Raw genomic sequence first — 26,334 nt, 5'->3', positions numbered from 1 at the left:
ATTTTCTGTCTACGCTTGGGTCATGCCTTTTCTCAATCCACACGCCGAGCCGGATCGGCAGGCCCGATGATTGCCGATCTCAGCCAGACCATTAGCCCATTACTGGAACAGGCCGCCGGCCTGATGGGTCTCGCTGTGCCGGAAATGGCCCACTCACCAGTTTGGCAGGCGTTCCAGGTGCGCTTACTCGACGAATCCGTGCGCCATTGTCTACAGCAGCAGGCGGATCTCGACCCTCTGGCCCAAGAGCTGCTGCGGGATTTGCCGATGCTGGTCGTGCGCGTGCAGCAGCAGGGCGTGCTGCTCTGGCGCGATCAAACCCACCCGGTAAGACGTTTTGGCGAAATGCTGGTCGGCGCCGTGCGCGGTGTCGATGATTTTTCTGGCCGCAATGCCAAAACCATCATCGATCTGGTGCCGGCCGCGCTACAAAAAGCCGCCACCGATTTGTCGCAGCTGGAGAAAATCAGCGAACAGTTTGCCCAGTCATTGCGCCAATACCAGCAGGATCTGAAAGTTCGCGAGCAGCAACTGATTCAAAAAGAACGCGAGCAATGGAAACTCGCCGATGCTCGCGTTGGCGTTGACAGCTTGTTGCAACAACAGTTGGGCGAGCGCACGTTGCCGGCCTTTGCCGTCGAATTCTTGGAAAACGATTTTCGCAAACTGCTGCAGGTGGCTCATGTTCAACACGGCAGTAACAGCGAGCGCTGGCAAAAACTGCAGGAGCTGCTGATCGCGATCATCTGGAGTCTCAGCGAAGCGGAAAGCGAATCCTTGCGCAGCGAATATCGGCAACGCATTTCCGAACCGCAAGCGCAATTGCGCGAATGGTTCGGCGAAATCCATCACAACGCGGCTGCGCTCGACCGCTTTGTCGAACAATGGGATGAGTATGCGCTGGCGCTACTCAGCGGCTATCGGCCCAGCTTGCCGGCAGCGCATCTCGATCTCGGCGCCAGCGATCACCGCGAATGGATGTTCACCGATGATGCCTTGCTGAAAGCGCGCGCGATTCGCGTTGGCGATTGGGTGGTTACCGAAGCCAATGGCAAACCAGTGCGGGCGCGTTTGATCGACAAGGACCTGCATCAAGGCCATTACCTGTTTGCCAATTTATCCGGTTTGCGCATCGCCAGTTTCAGTACCGAACAATTGGCCGATGCGTTCGCGGCACAGCGCACGCGATTGATCGACCCGCGCCCGTTCTTTTTGCAATGGCAGCAATCGCTCTTGGAACAATTGGAAGAGCAATTGGCTCGTCTGCATAGCGAAAAAGCTGAAGCCGAAGCGCGCAATGAGGCGGAAAAAATTGCGCTGCAAAAGACGGCCATGGAAAAAGCGCAAGCAAAACTCGCTGCCGAGCGCGAACGTCGCCAGGCAGAGGTCGCCGCCCGCGCCAAAGAACAGGCTCGCGCGCGTCTGCTGGCCGAATGTTTAAGCGATGTGCAGCGTCTGCAACCGGGCGCCTGGTTACAACTGAATACCGACACTTTGAAAGAAAAAGCGCAACTGGCGTTTATCTTGAACCGCTCGAACGAGCTGGTATTTGTCAACGCTGAAGGCAAAAAAGTACTGCAGGCAACCGCGACATCGGTCGCAGAGATGCTGGCTGATCAAAAAGCCAGCGTGCAGGATTATGGTCGTGTGCTCGACGACGCGCTGGCAACACTGGTGCAGGGTCGGCGTGAACATCTGAAAAACTGGCAGTAACTTGATCCTAAAAACCGCCGTTGGTCGCTGCAAGCAATAGGATATGGCGATGAGTATGAAAAGATTCTTGTTTGTTCCGAGGTTTAGTCAGTGGCTGAGCCGCTCCGCAGTGGATAGCGCGCGCCGACTCGGCGATACCGCGTTACCTGTCCGGCCTTGCGCAGAGCGCAAGGCGCTGCGCGGGCGCACAGTACACTGGTACTGTGCTGGTTTCCCGCTCGCCCTCGCGAGGAGAATAACCCTCGCTCCGGTGGGCGCCTTGTGTTTGGCGCTTCCCTGCGCCAAATCCCTTCGGGGCTGGCGCGAAAATCCGCTCCAAGCGGATTTTTCTCGCCTTCGTCGACGTGCACTCTGCACTGCGTCCAACTGCGGCTTCTAGGATTATGAGATACCAGGAAAAACGCCAGCACGCCCGTCTGGCACGCAACGAAAAAGCCTATATCCGCTTGCTGTTCCGCGACGGTCAGCAATTGGAAACGCAAACTGACGATATCTCCGCCGGTGGCTTTCGTGCCCAGGTGCCGGTCGCACTCGATCAGGGCGCGATACTGCATGTGGTGATCGAGGCCGGCGAACCAAAAATCCATTTTCTGCTGGTTGCCGAACTCAGGTGGTGCCGACCGGAAGGTGAGGGCTTCGCGGTCGGTTTTGAGCTTGTCGATGCGCGAGATAGTGATTATGAGGTGTGGCAGCGGTTTGCTATCTCCGAAGATTGAGTCTTGTTACCAGCCTTCGAAAACAGCCAGTTTGCTCACTTTTTTCTCTTTAAAATTGACGTTGCCACGTCTTTCGCTTTCTCAGCATTTGCGTTCTCAGATAGGAACTGTATGACTTTCCAGCTTTCTTCTGACGGATTGTGGGCAATAAGCTTTACTGCAATAGCTAGCGCGTCATCGGCATACTTGTCTGATGGAAATTCGTTCAACATTAGTCGCGAGCGTAGAGCGTCGTGGAGCTGGGTGTCTCGTACAAACTCCCTCTCATTGAGTTTTAGAAACGTTCTGAATTCAAGACCGTGAAGGATCGCGGCAAACTGACTGACTGCCCGTTGCGAACGTGACTTGCTGGCACCGATAGAAAAGGTTTCTTCACCGACTTCCAACACCGTATAGTCCGTTTCGCCATGAACGGGGGCATTGAACATTATGTAACCGCAGTCTTTAAAATGCAGCGTCGCGTAATCCCGAGTACCAGAGAAGCGCACCTTGACTTTGTGAGTACTCAGTAGAAAGGGCATTCCCACCTTATCTACGACATGCTTCATCGGCTGATACACCGAGATCTTTTGGAATTCTACCTTATTGCATTGCTCTTTTGCGTCGATATGACTCTCGATGTCCTGCTTTTTAAAGGGCATTTCCAGTGACTCAGGCAGATATTGTTCTGCAGCCGGAGAGCTATTCAGGGCTTCAACCAAGTATTTGTCGAGCTTTTTGTTACCAGTCGAAGATTGATGTACGGACGTCAAAAACTGATGGTAGCGACCACCGGCGTTTCCCAGTACTTTGATGTGCCAAGCAACCACATCAATGACTGCGCCATTGTCGAGGCGTGAGTGCGTTAATGTGTGATGCAGATGGTCAGCTACTGCATCGGTTAGTTTTGTATTGGTCAGATTGGTAGTATTAATTACTTTTAATGCCACACGGGCGTCATCCGAATCATTGCGATAAAGAGCATCCAGAATAATCATTTCCATGGGCGAATAAGCCGGTGGTTGGTTCGCCTGTAATTGACCGGCACCGGCGGCAAAAACCATTGCCGCAACGAATAGCTTCTTCATTTAGTATTTCCTTGCTTGTGAGTCAAACCATTTCTCTGACTGGTCAAGTATTCTTCCAATGCAATGGTTGACACGTGAGCACGCCGTTGTAAGCAAACCAAATACACCTATGTCTGCGCGGCAGCTGAATGTTTGGGACCGTTTTGATTTTTGTGTAACTGGCTTCATCATATCCTCAATAGGAGAGCATTATGAAGCCAGAAAAACCTGTCAGCACCCATACCACACTTGATGAATTATTAGACAGTTGCAAATCAACCGAAGACTTCCAGGCACTAACCAAAGTGTTGTTCAAGCAGGTCGCGGAGCGGGCGCTGAAGGCCGAAATGGAACAGCATCTGGGTTATGACAAACACGCCGTCAAAGGTCGCAACTCCGGTAATTCACGTAACGGCCGATCGACCAAGCAAGTGCAAACCGAGCATGGCCCACTGGATATCGAAGTCCCACGTGACCGGAATGCCGAGTTTGAACCTCGGTTTATCGGCAAGCATCAACGACGCGTTGGCAGCATAACGGACGCCATCGTGCGACTCTACTCTTACGGCATGAGTCAGCGTGACATTCACGACTACCTGCAAGAAACCTACGGCAACGCGGTGTCACCGGCGCTGATAAGCCAGGTGACCGAACAGGTTATGGATGAAGTACAACAATGGCAGAAGCGACCACTCGATTCGACTTATGCGATTGTCTATCTCGATGCCTTGGTGACGAAGTCGCGGCAGGATGGCATGGTCGGCAATCGCTCCGTGTATGTAGCGCTGGGCATCAACATGCGCGGTGAGAAAGAGATTTTAGGGTTATGGTTGGCCAGCAGTGAAGGCGCCAAGTTCTGGTTAAGCGTTATCAATGAACTGAAAAATCGCGGCGTCAATGACGTATTGATTGCTGTGTCGATGGCCTTAAAGGCTTCTCGGAAGCGATTAATGCGGTCTACCCGCAGACCCATGTGCAGCAATGCATCGTCCATCAAGTGCGTCACTCGCTGCACTTCGTCCCTTGGAAAGAGCGTAAGGCCGTGGCGGCCGATTTACGGTTGATTTATCGAGCGGCAACGGAAAGCGAAGCACAGCGGGCGCTGGCTGAATTTGAACAGAACTGGGGCGGGAAGTATCCGCATATTGGGCCGAGCTGGCGTAACAACTGGACACGGTTGACGGTGTTCTTTGATTATCCGCCGGAAATACGGAAAATCATCTACACGACCAACGCGATTGAATCACTCAACGCCAGCTTGCAAAAAGTGTTGAAACCCAAGAAAGCCTTCCCGAATGACGAGGCAATCTTGAAGGTGTTGTACTTAACCTTGCATCGGATCGCGGAAAAGTGGACGATGCCGGTACACGATTGGAAAGCCGCACTGAATCAGTTGTTGATCGTGTTCGGCGAAGACCGCGTGAAGGTGTAAATCCGCCAGTTACACAAAATTCTGGACAGTCTCGAATGTTTGAGAAATGGCAGTGTTTTTTTGTTGGATAATAGAAAGTACTACTTCGTTTCCGCCGAATTTGGTTCCCAATACACCAAACCCAAGCTTTCTTAGCTTTTCTATTTGAATAGAAATGTCGTAATCGATGTCCTTGCGACCCTTAATCATTTTGGAAAACTTCTGGTGCAGAATTGCATTTGTTTTGCACTCCTCCATGATTTCCTTATCGACAATACCTCTTTCCCCAAGTGTTACCTCAATGCTAGGGGCTTTGACTGGTGAGAGACCTGAAGCGACGGATTTGGTAGCTGCTGTCTGACACGCTTGTAAAAGAACGGCCAGAGCCAGTGCAGCCAGTTGCTTTGTTGCTGGTTTAATCATTTTCTGTGTATGTGGTGAACGAGGATTTTGTAAGGCTTCACTTGACGGGAGTGATAGCACCGGTTGTCAGCTTATTGTTGGAACAGGGCGAGCTGTATTTATGCTGACTCCTGCAGCAAACTGCCGCGCTTCAAATGCACCAGCAAAATCGAAATGGCCGCTGGCGTGATGCCGGAAATGCGGGCCGCTTGACCGATGGTTTGCGGTTTGATTTTGTTTAGCTTCTGCACCACTTCCGATGACAAGCTGCGCACCGTGCTGTAATCAAAATCGGCGGGCAGACGGGTGTTTTCATAACGTTGCTGCTTTTCGATTTCTTCGACCTGACGATCGATATAGCCTGCGTATTTGACCTGGATTTCGACTTGTTCAGCAACGACTGGATCGATCGTTTCGACCGCGAGATCGGGTGCTGAAGTCAGTTTCTGGTAATCCATTTCCGGCCGGCGCAGCAGTTCTTCCATTTTATATTCGCGCGCCAAAGGCGATTCGAAAAACTGATTCAGGTGCTTGGCTGCTTCGGATTGCGGCAACACAAACGTGCGTTGCAAACGAGCACGTTCGGTTTCAATTTCATCGCGTTTGCGGGCGAAGGCATTCCAATGTTCGTCGGAAATCAGGCCAATCGCACGGCCTTTTTCGGTCAGGCGTAAATCGGCGTTATCTTCGCGCAGCAGCAGGCGGTACTCGGCGCGCGAGGTAAACATTCGGTACGGTTCCTGGGTGCCGTTGGTGGTCAGGTCATCGACCAATACGCCCAGATAGGATTCGTCACGACGCAGCGTAAAAATATCTTTGTCTTGCGCCCGCAACGCGGCGTTGACGCCGGCGAGCAAACCTTGCGCCGCGGCTTCTTCATAACCGGTGGTACCGTTGATCTGGCCAGCGAAATACAAGCCCGGCACGTGCTTGGTTTCCAGCGTGTCTTTCAATTCGCGCGGATCAAAATAATCGTATTCGATGGCGTAACCGGGGCGCAGGATATAGGCGTTCTCGAAACCTTTGATCGAACGAACAATCTCTATCTGCACATCGAATGGCAGCGAGGTGGAAATGCCGTTTGGATAGACCTCGTTGGTCGTCAGGCCTTCCGGTTCGATAAAAATCTGGTGCGTTTCTTTATCGGCGAAACGAACAATTTTGTCTTCGATACTCGGGCAGTAACGCGGGCCAATGCCTTCAATCTGACCGCTGTACATTGGCGAGCGATGCAGGTTGCTGCGGATCACTTCAGCGGTTTTTGCCGTCGTGTGGGTAATCCAGCAGGAAATTTGTTTTGGCTGGTCGGCACGAGAACCCAAAAACGAAAACACCGGCCGCGGTTCATCGCCCGGTTGTTCCTGCAGACCGTCGTAGTTGATTGATCGACCATCGATACGCGGCGGCGTACCGGTTTTCAAGCGACCATAACGGAATGGCAACTCACGAAGTTTTGCTGATAGACCATTCGACGGCTGGTCACCAGCGCGGCCACCAGCGTAATTCTGCTCGCCGATATGGATGCGTCCGGCCAGAAATGTGCCGACCGTCAGCACCACCTGGCGGGCTTTGAAGGTCAGACCCATAGCGGTGACGACACCGGCGACAGCGCCGTTTTCCAGAATCAGATCTTCGACCGGTTGTTGGAACAGCCACAAATTCGGCTGGTTTTCCAGCACCTGGCGGATATATGCCTTATAAAGGATGCGATCGGCCTGCGCCCGGGTAGCACGCACAGCCGGGCCTTTCGAGGCATTCAGGGTACGGAACTGGATACCGGCGCGGTCGGCACCCTTGGCCATGACCCCGCCCAAGGCATCGATTTCCTTGACCAGATGGCCCTTGCCGATACCGCCGATGGCCGGGTTGCAGCTCATCGCCCCCAGCGATTCGATGTTGTGGCTCAGCAGCAGCGTTTTGACACCAATACGGGCCGAAGCCAGCGCCGCCTCAGTGCCGGCGTGACCGCCGCCTACAACGATGACATCAAAAACATCCGGGAAAATCATGGTGCCGACAAGACCTATGAAGTAGGGGCGCGCATTGTACGAGGCGCGCAAAGGTTGGTCAAAAATTGTTCGCTAGTGTCGAGGCAGAATCGTGAACGAACGACTTATGCGGACACCTTGCTGGTCAACGACGCTTAGTAGCTGCTTGCCGGATTTGGCGCGGATACTCATGGTATGGAATTCGCGGGTGGTGCCGAGAAACTGCTCATTCAGATGCCAATGCAACACGGCGTCGGCTTCGCGATGGGCGACTTCGGCGATCAATGGCATGTCCTGGCCGTTCAAATCGGTCGGTAGATAAAAGCGGGCGCCGGCTTCCGGATACAGCACTTCCATGGCCAGTTCTTCGCTACTGGCTTTGCAGTCGGCGCGCCACGGCGGCAGATCGCGGTAAAGCGGGTGCTGGCGCCGGTAGTAAAAGGCCATTGCCGGTGGTAGCTGCAGATAGCTTTGCGCTTGGCGCTCATTGAACAGGCTGCAGTCGGCGTTGACCCGATAACGGCCCAGTGGGTCGGTGTGGACCAGCTGATGCCAACGCGAGATCTGATCGAAATGGCTGTGCTTCGGCAGCAGCGCCGATACCGTTTGGCAACCGCCTTGCGGCAGATAGCCGCTGTCGGCGCAAAGTTCAACGCTGCGCAGATCATGGGCCGGCTCGGCAAACCAGCCGGAATCCGGCAAGCGGTTCAAGGCCGCGAATAGCAGCGGCGCAGCGGTATTGGTGCCGGACAGGCCGGCGACTCCTTCGCCGCTGGCATTGCCGGCCCATACGCCAACCGTGTAGCGCGGTGTCACCGCTACCGCCCAGGCGTCACGCAGACCAAAGCTGGTGCCGGTTTTCCAGGCCACTTGTTTCGAGCTGGCAAACTCGCGCCAATGCTGATCAAGGCCGGGGCGATTGACCTCTTTCATCGCCTCTAGCGTCAGCCAAGCAGCGCCGGGGCCGATTTCGGCCGGCTTGCCCTGTGCCGACTCGCTGCCAGTCAAGATGTTTACCGGCAAATAGCGACTATCTGCGGCAATTGAGCGCGAAATAGCAGCCAACTGTGCGTAACTGCCCGCTACATCCCACAGCGAAGTTTCCGCGCCGCCGAGGATCAGCGTCAGGCCGTAATCGTCGGCCGGCCGAAAGAGCGTTGAATAGCCAAGGTTTTGCAGCTGTTGATGGAAGCGGGCGACGCCATGCTGACGCAGCAAGCGCACGGCCGGGATATTCAGCGACAGCGCTAGTGCCTCGTCAGCCCGAACGGCGCCGCGATACTGACGGTCAAAGTTCTCTGGCCGATAGCCGTTGATCTGGGTCGGCACATCGGCGACCAGCATGCTGGGGCTGATCTCACCAGCCTCTAACATCAGCGCATAGAGCAGCGGCTTCAGAATGCTGCCGCTGCTGCGCGGGCGCTGAATCAAGTCGACGAATTCGCCGCGCCCGGTTCGGTCGAGCTCGGTATTGCCAAGGTAAGCGGCTACCGACAGATCCTCATTGTCGATAACCAATAGCGCGGCATTCCATACTCCTTCCAGCGCCAATTTTTGCCCTTGGCGCTGCATCACTTCGCTCAGTGCCGACTGCAGCCCGGCATCGATCGTTGCATGGATAATCCCCGGCGCTTGCCGTTCAGCCAATGTCGCCAGCAGGTGTGGGCTCGTCTCCGGCAGCGGCAAAATCGCTTCCGGTAACGGCTCCAGTAACGCCAGCCGGAATTCGGTCGCCGAGATATCGCCCTTGTCCCGCAGCTTGGCCAACAGGCGATTGCGTTTATCGAGCAGGGTTTGCCGTTCGCGACCCGGATGCACCAGCGCCGGGGCATTCGGCAATACCGCCAGCATCGCCGCCTCGGCCCAGGACAACTCGCTGGCGCTGCGCCCGAAATAGCGCCGGGCAGCCGTCTCAACACCAACGATGTTGCCGCCAAATGGCGCGAACTGGGCGTAATCATGCAGAATTTGGCTTTTATCGAGCGCCATTTCCAGCCTTAGCGCCAAAGCCATTTCCAGCACCTTTTCCGGCACGGTCCGGGCCGGGTTATCGCGTGCCAGGCGCACCAACTGCATGCTCAAGGTGCTGGCACCGGAAACGACCCGGCCGGCTTCGAGATTACTGCGCAGGGCCCGGGCCAACGCCAGCGGATCGACACCCCAGTGGGAATAAAAGCGCTGGTCTTCGAACCGGACCAGCGCGGTCAGGAAACGCTGCGGTGGTTCGCCGGCCAATGGAAAACGCCATTGCTGATCAGCGGCGAGGCGGGCACCCAGCAGCTGGCCATCACGGGCCAAGAGCACGGTCGAGTAGGGCGCCTGCGGTCGGGTGACCGGCAGCAGGAAAAACCCCAACGTCAGTAGCGCCAGCATCATAAACAACCAGCGCCAAGCTCGCCGCTGCCAAGCTTTTCTTGCGGCAACGGAGAAGTAATGACTTACTTTATGGAACATCTTCCGCAGCCACCGCCACAGCCGGCTCAGCCTCGGCCATCACCTCCAGCCAGCGACCGGCGATACGGCTGACCCGCTTGGCGTCGTACATTGCCTCGGTGGTCCAGGCCGGCAGGTAGTAGCGGCCGGGGTAGGTCGCCGACAACCACAGCTTATAGGTGCGGCTTTCGCCCGCGTTCAGCGCGAAATAGGTCATGACCCGGTCGTCACGGATATCGCGGTATTCATACGGCGACTCCTGCACCCCTTCGCCACTGCTGAACAGCCGGGCATTCAAGATTTCCCAACCGGACGGCATCAGCGCCGACAGGGCCAGCTGCTCCAGGCGGCGGCTGGCGGTATTGCGCACTTCGACCGTAGCCAGGAAGTCGGTGCCCTGGGTCAGTTTGCTGATATCGACGCTGCGGCCGTCGCGATCGGTAAAGCGGATGCTCATGCGCAAAGACTCATGGACATCCTGCTCGCTGCCGGCCGGAGCAATTCCGCGGTTGAACAGCGTTACCCGCACCGGCGCCGCGCTGGTGTTTTTGATCGTGTGTTGCTGAGCCTGTTCAGCACCAGGCAACGCCACTTTCAGCACCGGCTTCTCTGAACGCAGTGATTGCTTACTGTCTTTGCCTTTCCAATCAACCGTTAGGGTCTGGCCGGCGCCAAGCAGGTTGTAACGGCTTAGCGCTTTCAGCGACCAGGCGACATCCTGGGTGCTGTACCAGTAGTTGTCGTTGATCGCTGCGGAAATCGACTCGGCCAGATCATCGGCGCGCTGGTCGTCCAAATCGAGCACCGTTTCCAGCAGTACCGCCTGGTCGCGCAGCGACGAACCAAAGGTCGGGCCGTAGTAATCGTATTTCGGCGCGATAGGCTGGTGGTCTTTGACCAGGCTTTGGGCGATATCACTGATTCCAGCCTGTTTGTAGGCGGCCGCCAGCAGGAAGCGAGCCGTCGTGTTGTTATGCAGCTTGTCGCGCAAGCGGTTCATCGCGCCCAGCTCTGGCGCGCCTGATAAAGCGAGTGTGTACAAGCGGTAAGCCTGTTCCAGGGCATCGCTGGCATGGGCGACCGGATGCTGCTGGGCACGCTGACGCTGATATTGCTGCCAACGGCTGATCACCGATTCCGGCACCGAGAAACCGCGCTTTTTCGCCTCGACCAGGAAATGACCGACATAGCTGGTGCTCCAGTCATTGACGTAGCCATCACCGGGCCAATACGAGAAGGCGCCGCCGGCCTGCTGGAAACGTTTCAAACGGTCGATACCGGCATTGACGTTCTGCTGGATCTGACGCTGTTCCTTTTCACCGAGGTTCATGATCTGCGCCAGGTACAACTGCGGGAAAGCCCCCGAGGTGGTTTGCTCGACGCAACCATGCGGATACTGAATCAGGTATTGCAGACGGTCGGCGAGATTCAGGCTGGCGCCGAAATTGGCTTCCAGCGACAGCTCATTGGTGCCGGCATAACCATGCGGCTTCAACTCGGTCTGCCAGGTTTCGCCGGGAGCGAGGCGTTTGCTCTGGCTGACCACGCTGGGCAGGTTGTGGCTGCGCACCGCGATATCGATGCTCTGCTCGGAACGCTCGTTGCCCGCGGTGGCGACGACGGTGACTTTCGCTTGGCCAATCGCGTCTTTGACTTTCAGCTTCAGCAAACCGAGTTGATCTCCTTCGCGCTCAAACTGCATGGCCAAACCGCCGTCGACCACGTCGATCAGATCATTGGCTTCCACAGTGATCTGAACCTTGCCGAGTTTCTCTTTCATCGCAAAGACCGACACCGGCATTTGCAAGGATTCGCCGGGACCAAGCACGCGCGGCAGCGTCGCCTGCACCATCAGCGGCTGTTTCACCAACACGTTTTTCTCGCTGCTGCCATAAGCGGCGTTTTGACCGGCAACCACCATGACCCGCACTGACCCCAAATAAGGCGGCAATTCAATCGCATGGCTGTCGCTTTTATTGGCCGCCAATTCGAACGGACCGATAAAACGCACAACCGGCGGGAAACGCTTCTGATCTTTCTTGCCATCGCCATCAGCGCCTTCATCGGAACCGCCAAGCGCCAACAGTTTTTCCAGGCTGCCGCCATAAGCACCAATCACCTGATCAAACATGTCCCAGGTTTTGATGCCGAGCGCTTCGCGTTTGTAAAACTCCTTATGCAATTGCGGCGTTTTGAAATTGGTTAAACCGAGCAGGCCTTCATCGACCACCGCGAGGGTATAGGTCATCGGCCGACCTTGTTTTTCGGCAACGGTGACATTCAACGTCGTTTGCGGTCGCACCTCATCCGGCGCGGTCAGCACCGGTTGCAACACCGTGGCCGGGTCGGTGACCAGCAGCGGCGTCACGCCAAACAAACGAATTGGCCGGTCGTTGGTTTTTTCCTGCTGCGGCTGAATCAAATGAACGCTGACATAAACGTTCGGCGCCATATTGGCTTCAATCGGAATATCAATGAACGCGCGCTGGCCATCGAGCGCCAGCCAACGCTGCGACAACACCGAGCTGCCGTTCTCAATGGAAATCAGCGCCCGGCCTTTGGTCGCCGGCGGCAAGGTCAGTTTCGCGGTTTCGCCAACGCTGTATTGTTTTTTGTCGGTCGACAACATCAGCAAATGAGCGCCAAAAGCTGGTGAGCTGGCCTCATCATTCCAACCGGAATACAGCGTCGTGCCGGCGCAATGACCGCTCTTGCTATCGCACACGCGCAACAGGTAACGCTGCCAGGCATCGTCCAACTCAAACGTGGTGTCAGCTTTGCCGTTTTTCACGGTAATCGACATTTGCTTGACGAGATTTGGTGCATTGGCGCTGTCATAGCGAGCCAAATTGTTGCCGCTGTTTTCCCACCACCAACTCCATTCCACTCGGTACAGCGACAATTCCAGTCGACGTTCATCGGCTGGCTGGCCAAATTCGTCGACAGCAGCCAGTTGCAGCGGAATCGGTTGGTTCAGTGGGTAGCCGTAATAACCTTTGCTGGGCTCCAGTTTCAAACCGGCGTAATGCGAATACGGCGAGTATTTCAAACTCTGGCTGCCAATGCTGAACGCACCACCCGGTTCAAACACCCGTGTCGTCAACAGCAAATTCATCATGCCCGGCGCACGATTTTGCTGACGGATTTCCGGTGTGAACTGCACCTTGCCTTCGGCGTTCAAGCGGCCTTCAAACAGTTTTTGTTCCTGGCTGTCAGCCTTGCGTGCCGGATCATCAAACAGATAGGTTTTGAAATGCTCAAACTGCGTGCGTGTGCCAGTCAGGCGGGCATTGACCTCGGCTTTCAAACCATTAGCCTTGGCGCCATGCAACCATTGGCTAAACAAGTTCAGCGCTTGTTTGGCCGATTGCCGCAATAGATCACCTTCAACAGTCAGCTCCATTTTCAAACGGTTCGGCATCACCGTTTCGATTTTCACCGGGCGCTCGAACGTGCGATTACCGAGTCGCACCACCGCGCGCCAATCACCGGTGATATCACTATCGCGGGTGCTTGGTGCAAACGCATAAAAGCCGTTGACCGGCCTCAGATTGGTGTCGTTATAAACTTTCTGATTCAGCGGGTTGTAAAGCTCCAATGTTGCCGGATGGTCGTCAGGAATCGCGTTTTGCGAATCCTGCAATACAAAGGTTAGATGCAGCGTGTCACCCGGCCGCCAAACATCGCGTTCACCATATATTGTGCCCTTGACGCCTTGCTTGAACGATTCGCCGCTGACATCAAAATGGCTGGTGGCCAATTCACTGCTACTCGATAGCCGCAAGTAACCTTTGTATTCGCCATTTTCCGCGATCAGGATCATCGGTTTGATTTCCGGCTGCACCGTGACCAAACCATTGCCATCGGTTTTCACCGTCGTGATCACTTGCGCCTGCTGTGAATACAGTTTGATGCTGGTGTTCGGCATCGGCTCGCCGGTGCGAATATTGGTCGCCGTCAGCAGCAGCTTGCCATCGGTGCCGGCTTTTGCCAGCAGGCCGATATTGGCACTGAGGAAATTGCGCGCCACTTGGGTTTTGCCGGAGTAGCGAAAATAATCTTCCGAGCAAGGGTCAGCGCGCTCGGCCCAATAATAGGAGTGGTGCTCATTCAGGTAGTCGCCATAACTTTCGTTGGCAAATGACCAGTTATTGTCGCCATCGCGGTACTCATCATTGTTCTGTACTTCAGGTGGCGTTTTGCTGATTTTGCTCGGCATCGCCGAGTCACAGGGATACAAACTGTCGCCACGAGTTATCAACAACTTGAAATGAAACATTTCGCCGGGATGACGGCGGTATAGATCGGAAACATCGACACCAAAGCGACGCCATTGATTCGGCTTGGTTGCATCCAGTGCAATGGTTTTGCGCGCCAGAAAGCGGGCATAACGGCGAATGTACTGATGCTGATCCAGTGAATTGTGTTGCAAGTATGGCAACAGGTTGTTATCGAAAATCCGGAATGCATAAACGTGCACCGCGGAGGCGTTCATCGTCTCGAACGGAATGAACAGGGTTTCTGCTTCCGGTAGCAACATGCCCTGATCAACAAAGCGCACTTCCGGCTTTAATGATTCGAATTCAAATTTTTGACTGAAGCCCTCGACCAGTGCCCGGCCACCTTCCGCTTTGATGGCCTTGTCGATATCGAGTTTCAACTCACCAAAAAGACCTTGTTCGACTTGCACCAATAACTGGTTTTGTTCAATGCGCGTGGTAAAGCTACCGCGGTTCAGTTGCACCAGACCTTTCAGCGATTGCTGGCGCGCCAATGGCTCGGAAAAATGCACGACAATCGTATTCGGGTTTTGTAAATCACGTTCGGCGCGTGTCACTTGAAAACGGCCGCGCGGCGAAATGCTTAGCTGCTTCTCGCCTGCAGGCGATACAAACTGACCGCCGCCCCAATTCAACTGCACGATTTGTTCGGCATCGGTACGGGCAATGGCATCGCTTTCAAACTGGTGGCGACGACCGGACTCCACGTGAACCCAATCGACCGGTAGCACTTGATTGTTCAACAAGATCGTGACGTTGTCGCGAATATCGGTGTCATTGGCGTCATCGCGGGTTTCAAATTCGCCACGCAAAACGACGTGTTCATCGCGCACCGGATCGACATCGGCATTGACGCGCGTCAACTCCAGCGTTTGTTCGTAAACCCGAATATCAAAGCTATAGTCGCCAAGGCTTTGCGGCAGCGAAGGCAGCGCATCGATGTGCAGCTTGACCTGATAAGTTTGGCCAGAAGCCAGCGGCGCTTTTGGCAGAATCCATAATTCCCGCTGATTGTCGAACACCGCATCGAACTCGACCGCTGGGGTAATCGACACCAGCTTGTTCTGCACCGAACCGATCTGCTCTTCGGTGACGACATCAGCCTCGAAGCGAATTTCGATCGGCGCCTTGCGCGAGACAAAACCGCCCGTATGCGCCGCGATATATTGCTGCCAGCGTTGCTGCTGCTCCGCCTCGACCGGTGGCGCCTCCAAAACTACCGGTTCGGGCTTCTCCGGCTCGGAAGAACAAGCGGCCAACACCGCCAGCAAAATGGCCAGCGGCCAACGTCTTTCTGCGCGCATCACACGGTCCTTGAGTGTTCCTTGGCAAGCTCGACATTCTAAGGGAGCGGGGTGAAGTTGCTGAGAGATTTTTTGATTTATTTTTCTACGGAGAATGAGGAACTTTTAATACGTATTGACTGATGGCGAAAGTTTTTCAGCGTTGATTTTCTTGGTTCTCTTGTCGCAGGTTGACCTAATGATGTTGTGGTTTGCCGGGGCGAGGCCCGGCAAACTCTCAAAGTAGAACGAACTGGAATCAGGTGCGATCAAGCCACTTTCCGCTGCTTGATCGCCGCAAACGCCTGGGCCAAATCAGCAATCAAATCCTCGACATGTTCAATACCGCAGGAAATGCGCATCAGGCCTTCACGGATGCCGGTGTTCTGGCGGGTGCTTTCTTCCAGTACCCGATGGGTCAAACCGGCTGGATGTTGAATCAGCGTGTCGACCGAGCCGAGTGACACCGCTGGCGTCATCATTTTCACTTGGTTCATGACCGTGGCCGCGGCTTGGTAGCCATCAACCAACTCGAACGCCAGCACCGCGCCACCACCGCGCATCTGCTTTTTCATGATCGCTTGCTGGCCAGCATTCAGGCCTGGATAGAAAACGTTTTTCACCTGTGGCTGTTGCTTCAGCCAGGTGATCAGCTTTTCAGCGTTGTCTTGAGCTTTCAGCACCCGCAAGCTCAGCGTCGGCAGACCGCGATGTAACAGATATGCCGCGAGCGGATGCAGCAAGGCGCCGGTAGCAACACGAATTTGGCGCAGCGCTTTCGCGTCGTCTTCGCTGCAGGCGATCACGCCAGCGATGACATCGCCATGGCCGCCCAAGAACTTCGTCGCCGAATGCAGCACAAAACGGGCACCGAGTTTGATCGGATTTTGCAGCACCGGTGTCGCGAACGTGGAATCGACCATGACCGGCACATCACCAGCCGCTTTGACGATCATCTCGATGTCGACCAGATCCAGCGTCGGATTGGCCGGCGTTTCGATAATGACCAAAGCGGTTTTGTCGTTGACGGCTGAAGCGACTTCTTCGGCTTTGACCCAGCGCATCGGCAAGCCGAGCAAATCGCAGCTCAGCAGGTGATCGGAAGTGCCGTATATCGGCCGCACACCGACGATATGATCGCCGCGGCCTTTGCGCGCCAGCACCATCGCCGTCACCGCCGCCATACCGGAAGAAAACGCGACGGCCGTGTCAGTGCCTTCGAGCGCTGCCAAGCCTTGCTCGAAGCGGGCAACGGTCGGGTTGTACAGACGGGCATAAACCGGATTGGTCGCTTCCCGATCACCGGCAACCAAGGCATCGAGACTATCGGTCCCGACACCTAAGTCCTGAATCGGGTAGGTGGTTGACAGGTCAATCGGCAGGGCGTGGACGCCAAGGGTTTTCAGATCTTCACGGCCGGCATGGACACCGAGCGACTCGAAATGGCGATTCTGAGGGGACATAGGCAGGTTTCCGGATTCAACAACTCGGCGTCAAGCGTATATTATGTATGGCTATATCTGGTCCGGCCCGTTGAGAATTCGGTGAACACTGAAAATTATGAATTGGATTCGATAGACCGCGCGATTCTGACTGAGCTGCGGAATGATGCACGGGTGTCAAACAAGGACTTGGCCCGCAAAGTCGGGCTGGCGCCATCAACCTGCTTGGAGCGGGTGCGTCGACTGGAACAACGCCAGGTGATTAGCGGTTACCACGCCGAGCTGTCGGCCCGTGCCTTGAAGCTCGGCGTGCAGGCAATGATTGTTGTGCGGCTATCGCGCCATACCAAGTCGGCAGTGGAGGCTTTTCGCGCCCATGTCCTGAGCCTGCCGGAAACTCTGCAGTTATTCCACGTCGCCGGCTCCGATGATTTTCTGGTCCATGTCGGCGTCCGCGACACCGAGCATTTGCGACAACTGGTCATGGACGCGTTCACCGAGCGGCCGGAAGTCGCGCACCTGCAAACCGAGCTGATTTTCGAGCAGGTACGCTCATTGAACGTGCCAGTATTTGATTGACAAGAAATTCCGTCGATGCGCCGAAAGCATTCGGCGCTACACAGTTATTCCTCGACCACCTCTTCGGTATGTTCAGCCAGTGACTCGGCCAAGCCTTCACGCAGTTCCGCTTCGGTCAGTTGCAGGAAGCTTTCTGGCGTTAACGTGCTTTCGGCGCGGATGTCGCTGACACGCAATGCTGTGTGCATATCCGGTTGACTGCGGAAATCGGGAGCGCGCACATAAGCCTGCAACCAGAACAGCAATAGTAAAGGCCAGATGATGCCGATGGCGATCATCGTCGAGCGTTCGCGAGTCAGCGTGCTGAACGCGCGCAGCTGCCAGGCGAACAACGCCGTGAATACTGTCGCCGCCATCAAGTTGCTGACCACGGAGCCGGCTTGTTCACTGGTGAAGTAGTAGCTGGTCAGCGACACCAGCTCCATGCCGCCGCGTGCCAACAAAATCGCGATACAGGCAATCGATAAATGCAACGGGTATTGCCAGCGATGCAGTAATAGACGCGAAATAAACGCGGTAATCGTCGCCAGGATCAATGGTGACAGAATGACCGGCAATTCGCGCGTCAGGATTTGATACAGCGGCCGTTGCAATACTTGCTCGGAAAAGCCGATGAACACGTTCATTGCCAGCACCAGCGCCAGCATGATCAAACCGCCGGGCAAGGTCTGGAACCAGTTCATGCCCGGTGTGTGTTGCAAGCGCTTGGTCGGCGCGACCACTGACTCCGGCGACAGCAGACGCAGATGGGTATGGCCGACATATAAATCGCTGGGCAGTTCGCACTCGCTCGGTACATAACCAAGCCTTTTCTTGTTCAATACCGTGCCGTTTTCATGCGACAGGTTGCGCACTTTGATCTGGCCTTCGGCGTCTTGCTCCAGTTGCAGATGATGCGCGGAAACGGCATCGTCAGTCAGGATCAAGTCGTTGTCGTAGGCGCGACCGATGCGATACGGAAACTGCCGTACCCGGCGAAACTGCGGTTGGCCACGGCCGCGCGAGAAAATTTCCAGGATCACGGCTGCCATTGAAAGCGCTCCAACAGGGCTTGGAATAATTTCATGCCGTTATCAAGCGTCACGGCCGACAAATCCAGCGTGAACATGAAACCGCGTTGCGGATGACCGGTCATCGCCATCAGCACCATGAAATCGGTTAGATCCGCGTAACGCTTGTAGGGCCGGGCGCAAACATTGGCTTTGAATGACTGACCGCTCAACTCAACGAAATGAATGCTGCAAGTCCAATTGCCGACATCCTTTTCATTGGCGCCACTTTGGAAGGTCGAGTTGTGCTGGTTTTCGTAAAGTTGGTAAAACGCTCGTGGTGACAGCGTTTCGGTTTCCAGCCAGAAAAACTGGTAGGAGATTTCACCGGCGCGTTGCCGGCCGGAAAGAAAAATATTGTCCTGACCGCTGCAGTTGCTGGCGATTTCCACATACGGGTGCTTTTCTGAAACTTCATCGGTATCGCCCCAGCAATCCATACGCGACAGCAGCGTGCTCGGCACGGTGAATTTGCCCAGCGTTTGGGTTTTCCATTCGGCCGCGAAAATATCGTCGATCAGTTTCTGTTGGTTGCTTAGCAGTTGTTCGCGCAGCATCGCTTGCAGATCGAATACCGGTTTGAATTCGGTTTTCTCGGCAAGCTGAATCAATTCATCAAGAAATTTTGCCGGCACCAAAAAGCCGACGGCTTCACCGGCAGTGGCGACGTTGACGCCAACGACTTTGCCTTCGGCGTTGATCGCCGGGCCGCCGCTCATGCCGGGATTGATATTGCCGCTGAAATGAATCTTGTCGTACAGCGCTTTTTCCAGCAGACCATTGTTGGAACCATTGACGATGGCGAGATCCAGACCGAGTGGATGACCAAGCGAGAATAACGCGGTGCCTTTATCCGGCAAACCGGTGGTGTGTAGCGGTGTGCCCATGTCTTGCTCGGCTTGCAGCAAGGACAGGTCATGGACGACATCAACGGCGATGATCTTCAGCGGACCACGACGGCCATCAACACTGACCCATTCCAGCCGATGCTTTTCCGGTTCGTGGACGGCGTCGGAAACGACATGGAAATTGCTGGCCAACAGATCGTCGCGGGCGATGACAAAGCCGGTGCCCAGCGAAGATTTTTGATCGCTGCCAACGGTAATGACATCAATACGATAAATGGAGTCCTGATGATCGGCGTAAAGCTGCTGAGCGATGTCGGCGGCAAACAATGATGGCGCCAGACAGAGCGCGAACAAAGCAAAGCATTTACGCAGTAGCATGAATCATCCTGAACAGCGGTGGTGCGGGAATGGCATTGTTATAGCAGAACATTCCCGCCGACGCGGGAATGTTCTGTATGCACTGACGTCAGCTCAGCAATCTTCGCCGACACATTCTTCTTGGTAATCTTCCATCATTGCCGGGTCAAATTGCTCATCCTGCTGGGCGTTCATGCCTGGCATATACGGATTGGCATTGATCCACAGCTGGCCTTCGCGCCATTCCACTTTGAACGCGGTGCCTTTGTCATCGGTTTCACCTTGGCTCAGCAAAGCGACCAGATCGGTAGGCAGTGCCATACCAACCAATGTCAGCGGCACTTTGCCATCCATCGAGAACAGAATGCCCTGCATCCAGGTTGGCTCGAAACCATTCGGCATCGGCGGCAAAGTCAGCTTGGCGTTGACGTTCAGCGGCTGGCGCATGACTTGTTCGGCACTCAAGCGGGCGTTGATTTCCGGGCCGAATTCCAACACCTGCTGACCGACGGTGTTCAGCATCATCATCGGGTCTTCGGTGTTTTCCGGGTCTTTGGCGAATTCGTTCATCGCGCGAATGCCGGCAGCACTGAGCTTGTCGAATTGCATAAAGAAATCGAGTTTGGACACAACATTTTGACCCTGGGCATTGACCGAGTCGATTGACATGTTCAGTTCGCCATTGAGCTGGGATTGGTCAGCATTCATGGCCTGTTTGCTGGTCATCTTGAACGCGTTCATCGCGAACTGTTCGGCGCCGCCCTGGCTCATTTTCACTTCCGCCAGCGTGAACTCGCCGGTGCCGGTACCGGTGTAAGCGTCGTATTGCACGCCATCCCAGTTCATTGCCCAGTCACGCACGACGACATCACCCATCATGCCGCTCATGTTCAGGCCCGGCCAGGAACCTTCACCTTTGACTTCCTTGCTGTCGGCATCGAAGCTGAACTGCATGTGCAGTGCTTTCAGGTCGAGATTGCCGGTGGTCAGCTGCAGTTCACCTTCTTCGACGGTGAAATCAAACGTGGCTTTCTGGCCAAACGAAAATACCGATTCAAAGTGCACGCGGTCATCGGCCAACAATTTTTTCACGTCTTCCGGCCAGTCTTCGCGAGCAACCACGGCGCTTTTCATGCCGAACATCGCCGGTTTGAAACCGAGCGTGCCATCGAGCAGCAATGGGCCGTGGACAACGGTGATCGGCAGCGAGTGGCGGTACATGTCTTCGCCATTGCCAGGCGTGAAAATGATGTCGAGTACGGCTTTGCTGCGGAACACGCCGCGGTCGTACTTGGCCCATTCAAACTGCCATTCCTTGCCAATATTGGCTTTCTTGATGCCTTCTTGCAGGACTTCCTCGGCTTTGCTGCCGCTGTATACGGCCGTCGCCGCGTACGCCCCAATAATGACTGCCGGCACAGCAGCCCATACCCATTTTTTCATGATCGTTTTCCCAAACGTTTACTGATATCCACGCACCCACGCTGAGGCCATCAGGTGGGCACTCATTATTTTCCAATACAAAAACTGGAAAAAATTCTGCCGAGCAAATCATCGGCGGTAAAAGCCCCGGTAATCGTACTCAAAGTTTGTTGCGCCTGCCGCAATTCTTCGGCCAGTAATTCCCCGGCCCGGAACTCGATCAGCTGCTTGGCGCCATGGGCCAACTGCACTTGCGCTTGTTCCAGCGCATCGAGATGGCGGCGTCGAGCCAGAAACAGGCCTTCTTCGCTGTCTTCCAGATGCGCCAGCCGTTTCAGCTCCTGAACCAGCAGCGGCAGGCCGACACCGGTCGCGGCCGAAACATTCAGCAACACCGCGTCGCCCTGCATTGTGCGCGCTGGTGCCAAACCGGACAAATCGCTTTTGTTACGGATGATGAGGATCTTGTCCGGGCTGAGCGGCAATGGCGTCGGCAATGGCCAGAGCTCATCCGGATGCAGGCTGTGTGCTTCACTGCTGTCGACGACCAACAGCACAGCATCGGCCGTCTTGATCGCCGCCTCGGCCCGGGCGATACCGATCTGCTCGACCTTGTCTTCGGTCAGGCGCAGACCGGCGGTATCGGTCAGCTGCACCGGCAGGCCGTCGACAATGATCTGCTCGCGCAGGATATCGCGGGTGGTGCCGGGAATATCAGTGACAATCGCGGTTTCACGGCCGGCCAGGGCATTGAGCAGTGAGCTTTTGCCGGCATTGGGTTTGCCGGCAATGACCACCTGAATGCCTTCGCGCATCACTGCGCCCTGTTTCGCCGAGCGTAACAGCTCCTCGAGTTCGGCCTGCAGCGATTGCAGATCACTGAGAATTTTGCCGTCGGCGAGAAAGTCGATTTCCTCTTCGGGGAAATCGATCGCCGCTTCGACATAGATGCGTAGATGGGTCAGGCTTTCAACCAGCTGATGCACCCGGCCCGAGAATTCGCCTTGCAATGAGCGCGCGGCCAGGCGCACCGCTTGTTCCGATCGGGCATCAATCAAGTCGGCAATGGCTTCGGCCTGGGCCAGATCGAGTTTGTCATTGAGAAAGGCCCGTTCCGAGAATTCGCCGGGGCGGGCGAGGCGGGCGCCCAAGCTGAGGCAGCGCCGGATCAGCATATCCATGACCACCGGCCCGCCATGACCCTGCAGTTCCAGCACGTCTTCACCGGTAAAGGACTTCGGGCCGGCGAAGAAAAGTGCCAAACCGTCGTCGATTACCTGATTATCTGCATCGAAAAAACGCGAACGTCGGGCAAAACGCGGTTCCGGCACCGAGCCAAGCAAGGCTTCGGCGATGGCCCGGACCTTATTGCCGGAAAGCCGGATGACGCCGACGCCGGCCCGGCCCTGGCCGCTGGCCGGGGCGACAATGGTATCGCTGGATGCTTTCACTGCTGGTCGCCGCGCCCTGCCGGAAAAAGCGCGTAGCTTAGCAGCGCAGCAAGGGATTGTGCAGCGCCGAACGCCGGATAAACCGATATCGGCGCAATGGGCCGACGGATGGTCAAGGTCTAGTCCGGCGCTCGTGGTGCCGGCAGTGATTGCCGGCTGAAATGGCGCCAGATCAGCACAATAATCGCCAGCAGCGCGGCCGCCAGTGCCGGTATCGCCAAGGCATTGAAGCCGTAGTCTATGAAGCCGGCGGCGCCAATGATGCCACCAACCAGAAACCCGCTGATCAGAATCAGATAGAGCAGAGCGCGGCGCCGGTCCAGTACATGGCCGCGCAGGGACTCGCCGAGCATCGTGCCCAGATCGGTGAACAGTCCGGAAACATGCGTCGTGCGCACCACGGCGCCGCTATAGGTGCTGACCATGCCGTTTTGCAAACCGCAGGCGGCCGACGCCAGCCAATGACCCCAGGGTGAAGCATCCATCAACAGCGGAATGGCCAGCAACAACATCGCCGCCTCGACGAATAAAGCCACGGCATAGCGCCTCCCCAATTGCAGCACGGCGTTATTGATCAACGCACCCGACAAGACGGCACCGAGCACAAAGAACACGACAATCAAACCAAGATGCAAAACCTGTGGCCATTGTTGATGGAACAAGGCCACGCTCAACAAGGTTGAAGTGCCGGTCAAATGGGAAACCGCCTGATGAGCAAAGCCGAGCAGGCCAATTGCATTGACAGCACCGGCGATCAACGCCAGGCAAAAGCCGCCGATTTCCACCCAGCGCGGCAATTTGCGGATCATCGTGCGGTACCGGACGGACGGTTCATGTTTGTGTGTTTGCTAAAAGGCTCGCATTTTCACAGTAATCGATGACAAGGCGGCCTGTCGATATGCATTCGAGTCGGCTATATTTGTAAAACCCTCTGCAAACAATCGCAAGTCCAAAAAGATGATGACTTTCGCCAGTCACGATTGGTAACCGTATTTGTCGAAGATTCCTGAGAATTGGTGATGTGAGCTCGATCATTTTTTTGTAGGTCTGAATTTATTCAGACAAGATTTTTGAAGAGAATAAAAAAACCCCGACGCGCGAAAGCGGGTCGGGGTTTTCTCATTCCAATGCTTTTATTTTTTCTTCGCGGCCTCAGCCTCAACACGCTTGGTGATATACACCTGCTGGGCAATCGACAACAGGTTGTTGACCAGCCAGTACAGCACCAGACCGGCCGGGAACCAGAGGAAAAACACGCTCATGATCACCGGCAGGTACTGCATCATTTTCTGTTGCATCGGATCCATCGTTGGCGACACCGGCTGCAGTTTCTGCATAAACCACATAGAGGCGCCCATCAGAATCGGCAGCACGTAATACGGGTCCATGACCGACAGGTCGTTGATCCACAGCATGAATGGCGCATGACGCAATTCGACCGATTCCATCAGCACCCAATACAGTGCCAGGAACACCGGCATCGTGATCAACAGCGGCAAGCAACCACCGAGCGGATTGACCTTTTCCTTGCGGTACAACTCCATCATCGCCTGGCTCATTGCCTGACGATCATCACCGTGACGCTCCTTCAGTTGCTGCAACTTAGGCGCCAGCACCCGCATCTTGGCGAAGCTGCGGTACTGGGCATTGGCCAGCGGATAGAGCAGCAGTTTAACAACGACGGTAACCAGAATAATGGCGACACCCCAGTTGCCGACCCAGCTATGCAGCAGCGTCAAGGCCCAAAACAACGGCTGGCCAATCCACCACAGGAAACCGTAATCAACGGTCAGATCCAGACCGGAGGCGAGCTTGGCCAAGTCGTCCTGAATTTTCGGTCCAACATATAACGTCGCGCTGGTGCTCTGGCTTTGACCAGGAGCAACGGCAAAAGCCGGTTGCAACAGGCCAATGATCGATTGCTTGTCAGCCAATACCCGGCTGTACAAGGCGTTGCCGGTTTCCGAACCCGGCACCCAGGCACTGATGAAATAGTGTTGCAGATAGGCAACCCAGCCACCGTCAGTTTTGACGTCGAGCTTGGTTTCATCCATGTCTTCAAACGGGTATTTCTCGAACTTGTGGTCGGTGGCACCGTAAGCCGCACCGGTATAGGCCGACATACCCATGAAGGCGCCATTTTCAGCATGACGATCACGCTTCAATTGCGCGAACAAGCGGGCATTGACTTGCTCACTGCTCCGATTATCGATCGCAGCTATCAGTTCGACGGCATGGCTGCCACGTTTGAAACGGTAGGTTTTGCTGAAGCTGACACCGGCTTCGTTGGTCCATGTTAGCGGCACATCCAGTGTTTCGGCATCAGCAGCCATGGTCGCAGAAGAGACCGGTGACTGGTATTCGGCACGAGTGGCGCCGGCATCCGGCCCCTGGTTGGCAATAATGCCCGATTGGGCGATATGGGTGCGGCCGGCCTGACTCAGGATGCGCACCGGCGGGCTGTTGTCTTCAGTGCTTTCGCGGTATTGCAGCAGATCGGCTTCGACAATATCACCGCCTTGACGGTCAATGACGACGCGCAGCGTGTCGGTGACGACTTCGATATAGCGTGAGCTGCTGACCGGCACCGTGCTTGGCTGTACTGAGGGCAGATCGGTGGTCGGCACTTCGGCGGCGGTAGCATCCGGCACATCGGTCGTGGCCACAGCAGTATCGCTAACGGCCGGCACATCATTGATCGCAACCGTTTCCAGCACTGAGCTAGGCACCGGTTTCGCTGGCGGCGCCAGTTTGACCGTTTGCAGATCTTGCCATTCCAGAAACAGGAAAAAACTGACTGCGGCAAAAGCCAGCAGCAGAAAACCGCGTTGAGATTCAAGCATGGGGTGTGCCTTGCGAGGAAGCCGAAGGATCGCGGCGGACCGCGCCGGCGATGATACGGGAAAATACTTGCGACAGACTGCGATGCAACGAATCGTTACTCATTTCACTGACACCGGCTTTGGCCATGAACACCAAATCGCAAGGTGGAAGCGCTGAGCGGTGCTGGCGAAACTGTTCTCGGATCAGCCGTTTCAGGCGGTTGCGCTGGTGCGCGAAGCGAAGTTGTTTTTTCGCTATCGCCAGGCCCAATCGTGCGCTGGTCTGTTGGTTGGCTCGGATAACTACCGTGAAGCCCTGGCCGTGCAGGCGTTTGCCTTCGGCCAGACTGGCTTTGAATTCCGCCGGGCGGAGCAGGCGGTACGCTTTGAGCAGCCGCTGATCCGCCAAGGGTTCCATCAAACGACGGTTAAGCGCTTACGGCCTTTGGCACGACGACGCTTCAGTACCAGACGGCCATTCTTGGTCGCCATGCGGGCACGGAAACCGTGGTCGCGCTTTTTCTTCAGATTGCTTGGTTGAAATGTGCGTTTCATTTGGACTCACCACTACTTCAGGCCCGTGAATAGCACGAGACCCGGGAAAAAGGGCGCGCATTCTACTGCGGTTATTTTCGCCGGGTCAATGATCAGGCCAAGAAAAGTGTTTATAAATCGCGCACTTAAGATCGTTTCACCGGCCCTTGAGTGGTACAGATTGTGGTGTTGGGTAGCACTTGCCACGATAGCTAGTGTTTTTGCTCAGAAATTTTGCTGTTGTTTCACAGTGTTGTGTATAACTTTTAGACAGTATTGTTCATCCACAGATGGTTTCACAATTCGCTGTGAAACACCAAGATTTTACGCGTTTTAGAATGTTGTTTAAGTAATAACTAAAGAAAAGATAAAAAGATCTAGATCTTATTGTTAATAACTATTAGCAAACGATGTATCTGTTGAAAACCTATTTAAGTTAAATAAAATCAATATTTTATCAATTTAATAACTGCCGTATAACAGCAAGGATATGGCAAGGAAAAGCTTGTAGATTTGTGTATAAAACCAGATTAAATTTCACTCTGTTAAAGATATGCA

The 26,334-nt window shown here is 55.3% G+C and carries 17 protein-coding genes and 1 pseudogene; 4 read left to right on the top strand and 14 right to left on the bottom strand.

Annotation, left to right across the window (positions count from 1 at the left end; all coding sequences use genetic code 11):
• Nucleotides 1–66: 66 nt before the first annotated feature.
• Complete coding sequence (locus E2H98_RS09555; protein WP_133592051.1) at nt 67–1,713, top strand: DUF1631 family protein; 1,647 nt, start codon at nt 67–69, stop codon at nt 1,711–1,713.
• Nucleotides 1,714–2,096: 383 nt separating this feature from the next.
• On the top strand, nt 2,097–2,429 hold the full coding sequence (locus E2H98_RS09550; protein WP_133592053.1) for a PilZ domain-containing protein: 333 nt from the start codon (nt 2,097–2,099) through the stop codon (nt 2,427–2,429).
• Nucleotides 2,430–2,464: 35 nt separating this feature from the next.
• Here the strand turns inward: E2H98_RS09550 and E2H98_RS09545 are convergent, their stop codons facing one another.
• On the bottom strand, nt 2,465–3,496 hold the full coding sequence (locus E2H98_RS09545) for a hypothetical protein (RefSeq protein WP_133592055.1): 1,032 nt from the start codon (nt 3,494–3,496) through the stop codon (nt 2,465–2,467).
• Between the two features lie 191 nt (nt 3,497–3,687).
• Between E2H98_RS09545 and E2H98_RS09540 the strand changes: the two are divergent.
• Nucleotides 3,688–4,907 (top strand): annotated as a pseudogene (locus E2H98_RS09540) (IS256 family transposase).
• Nucleotides 4,908–4,916: 9 nt separating this feature from the next.
• Here E2H98_RS09540 and E2H98_RS09535 read toward each other — a convergent pair.
• The 5 genes from E2H98_RS09535 to E2H98_RS09515 all read right to left on the bottom strand — a co-directional run bounded on the left by E2H98_RS09535 (nt 4,917) and on the right by E2H98_RS09515 (nt 16,735).
• Nucleotides 4,917–5,309 carry a hypothetical protein gene (locus tag E2H98_RS09535; protein WP_133593637.1) on the bottom strand — a complete coding sequence of 131 codons (393 nt, stop codon included), beginning with the start codon at nt 5,307–5,309 and terminating at the stop codon, nt 4,917–4,919.
• Between the two features lie 98 nt (nt 5,310–5,407).
• Complete coding sequence (mnmG, locus tag E2H98_RS09530) at nt 5,408–7,297, bottom strand: tRNA uridine-5-carboxymethylaminomethyl(34) synthesis enzyme MnmG (RefSeq protein WP_133593635.1); 1,890 nt, start codon at nt 7,295–7,297, stop codon at nt 5,408–5,410.
• A gap of 72 nt (nt 7,298–7,369) precedes the next feature.
• Nucleotides 7,370–9,730: a penicillin-binding protein 1C gene (gene pbpC / locus E2H98_RS09525; protein WP_198325091.1), complete on the bottom strand. Its 2,361-nt coding sequence runs from the start codon at nt 9,728–9,730 to the stop codon at nt 7,370–7,372.
• Nucleotides 9,720–15,293 (bottom strand): alpha-2-macroglobulin family protein, encoded by a 5,574-nt coding sequence (locus E2H98_RS09520; protein WP_133593633.1) that lies wholly within the window; start codon nt 15,291–15,293, stop codon nt 9,720–9,722. Before E2H98_RS09520 ends, pbpC begins: the two co-directional genes overlap by 11 nt.
• 248 nt (nt 15,294–15,541) lie before the next feature.
• Nucleotides 15,542–16,735 carry a trans-sulfuration enzyme family protein gene (locus tag E2H98_RS09515; RefSeq protein ID WP_133593631.1) on the bottom strand — a complete coding sequence of 398 codons (1,194 nt, stop codon included), beginning with the start codon at nt 16,733–16,735 and terminating at the stop codon, nt 15,542–15,544.
• 81 nt (nt 16,736–16,816) lie between these two features.
• Between E2H98_RS09515 and E2H98_RS09510 the strand changes: the two genes are divergently transcribed.
• A complete protein-coding gene (locus E2H98_RS09510) occupies nt 16,817–17,293 on the top strand; it encodes an Lrp/AsnC family transcriptional regulator (RefSeq protein ID WP_198325090.1) in 477 nt (158 codons plus the stop codon).
• 44 nt (nt 17,294–17,337) lie between these two features.
• On the opposite strand, the gene E2H98_RS09505 is transcribed toward E2H98_RS09510, so the two are convergent.
• The 8 genes from E2H98_RS09505 to rpmH form a co-directional block, all read right to left on the bottom strand.
• Nucleotides 17,338–18,324 carry an FHA domain-containing protein gene (locus tag E2H98_RS09505; RefSeq protein ID WP_133593627.1) on the bottom strand — a complete coding sequence of 329 codons (987 nt, stop codon included), beginning with the start codon at nt 18,322–18,324 and terminating at the stop codon, nt 17,338–17,340.
• Complete coding sequence (locus E2H98_RS09500; RefSeq protein ID WP_133593625.1) at nt 18,312–19,568, bottom strand: S1 family peptidase; 1,257 nt, start codon at nt 19,566–19,568, stop codon at nt 18,312–18,314. Before E2H98_RS09500 ends, E2H98_RS09505 begins: the two co-directional genes overlap by 13 nt.
• A gap of 93 nt (nt 19,569–19,661) precedes the next feature.
• The gene (locus E2H98_RS09495; protein WP_133593623.1) at nt 19,662–20,990 is read right to left on the bottom strand and encodes a DUF945 family protein; all 1,329 of its coding nucleotides are present in this window, start codon (nt 20,988–20,990) and stop codon (nt 19,662–19,664) included.
• A gap of 65 nt (nt 20,991–21,055) precedes the next feature.
• Nucleotides 21,056–22,420 (bottom strand): tRNA uridine-5-carboxymethylaminomethyl(34) synthesis GTPase MnmE, encoded by a 1,365-nt coding sequence (gene mnmE, locus E2H98_RS09490; protein ID WP_133593621.1) that lies wholly within the window; start codon nt 22,418–22,420, stop codon nt 21,056–21,058.
• 119 nt (nt 22,421–22,539) lie between these two features.
• The gene (locus tag E2H98_RS09485) at nt 22,540–23,229 is read right to left on the bottom strand and encodes a YoaK family protein (RefSeq protein WP_133593619.1); all 690 of its coding nucleotides are present in this window, start codon (nt 23,227–23,229) and stop codon (nt 22,540–22,542) included.
• Nucleotides 23,230–23,553: 324 nt separating this feature from the next.
• Nucleotides 23,554–25,263 carry a membrane protein insertase YidC gene (yidC, locus tag E2H98_RS09480; protein ID WP_133593617.1) on the bottom strand — a complete coding sequence of 570 codons (1,710 nt, stop codon included), beginning with the start codon at nt 25,261–25,263 and terminating at the stop codon, nt 23,554–23,556.
• Nucleotides 25,256–25,660 carry a ribonuclease P protein component gene (gene rnpA / locus E2H98_RS09475; protein ID WP_133593615.1) on the bottom strand — a complete coding sequence of 135 codons (405 nt, stop codon included), beginning with the start codon at nt 25,658–25,660 and terminating at the stop codon, nt 25,256–25,258. Before rnpA ends, yidC begins: the two co-directional genes overlap by 8 nt.
• Nucleotides 25,660–25,797: a 50S ribosomal protein L34 gene (gene rpmH / locus E2H98_RS09470; protein WP_133593613.1), complete on the bottom strand. Its 138-nt coding sequence runs from the start codon at nt 25,795–25,797 to the stop codon at nt 25,660–25,662. Before rpmH ends, rnpA begins: the two co-directional genes overlap by 1 nt.
• Nucleotides 25,798–26,334 lie beyond the last annotated feature (537 nt).

The sequence above is a fragment of the Permianibacter aggregans genome, from assembly GCF_009756665.1.
GTDB classification, from domain to species: Bacteria; Pseudomonadota; Gammaproteobacteria; order Enterobacterales; family Permianibacteraceae; genus Permianibacter; species Permianibacter aggregans.
Note: the sequence above shows the minus strand (reverse complement) of the source record. Positions and strands in the feature narration are given on the sequence as shown.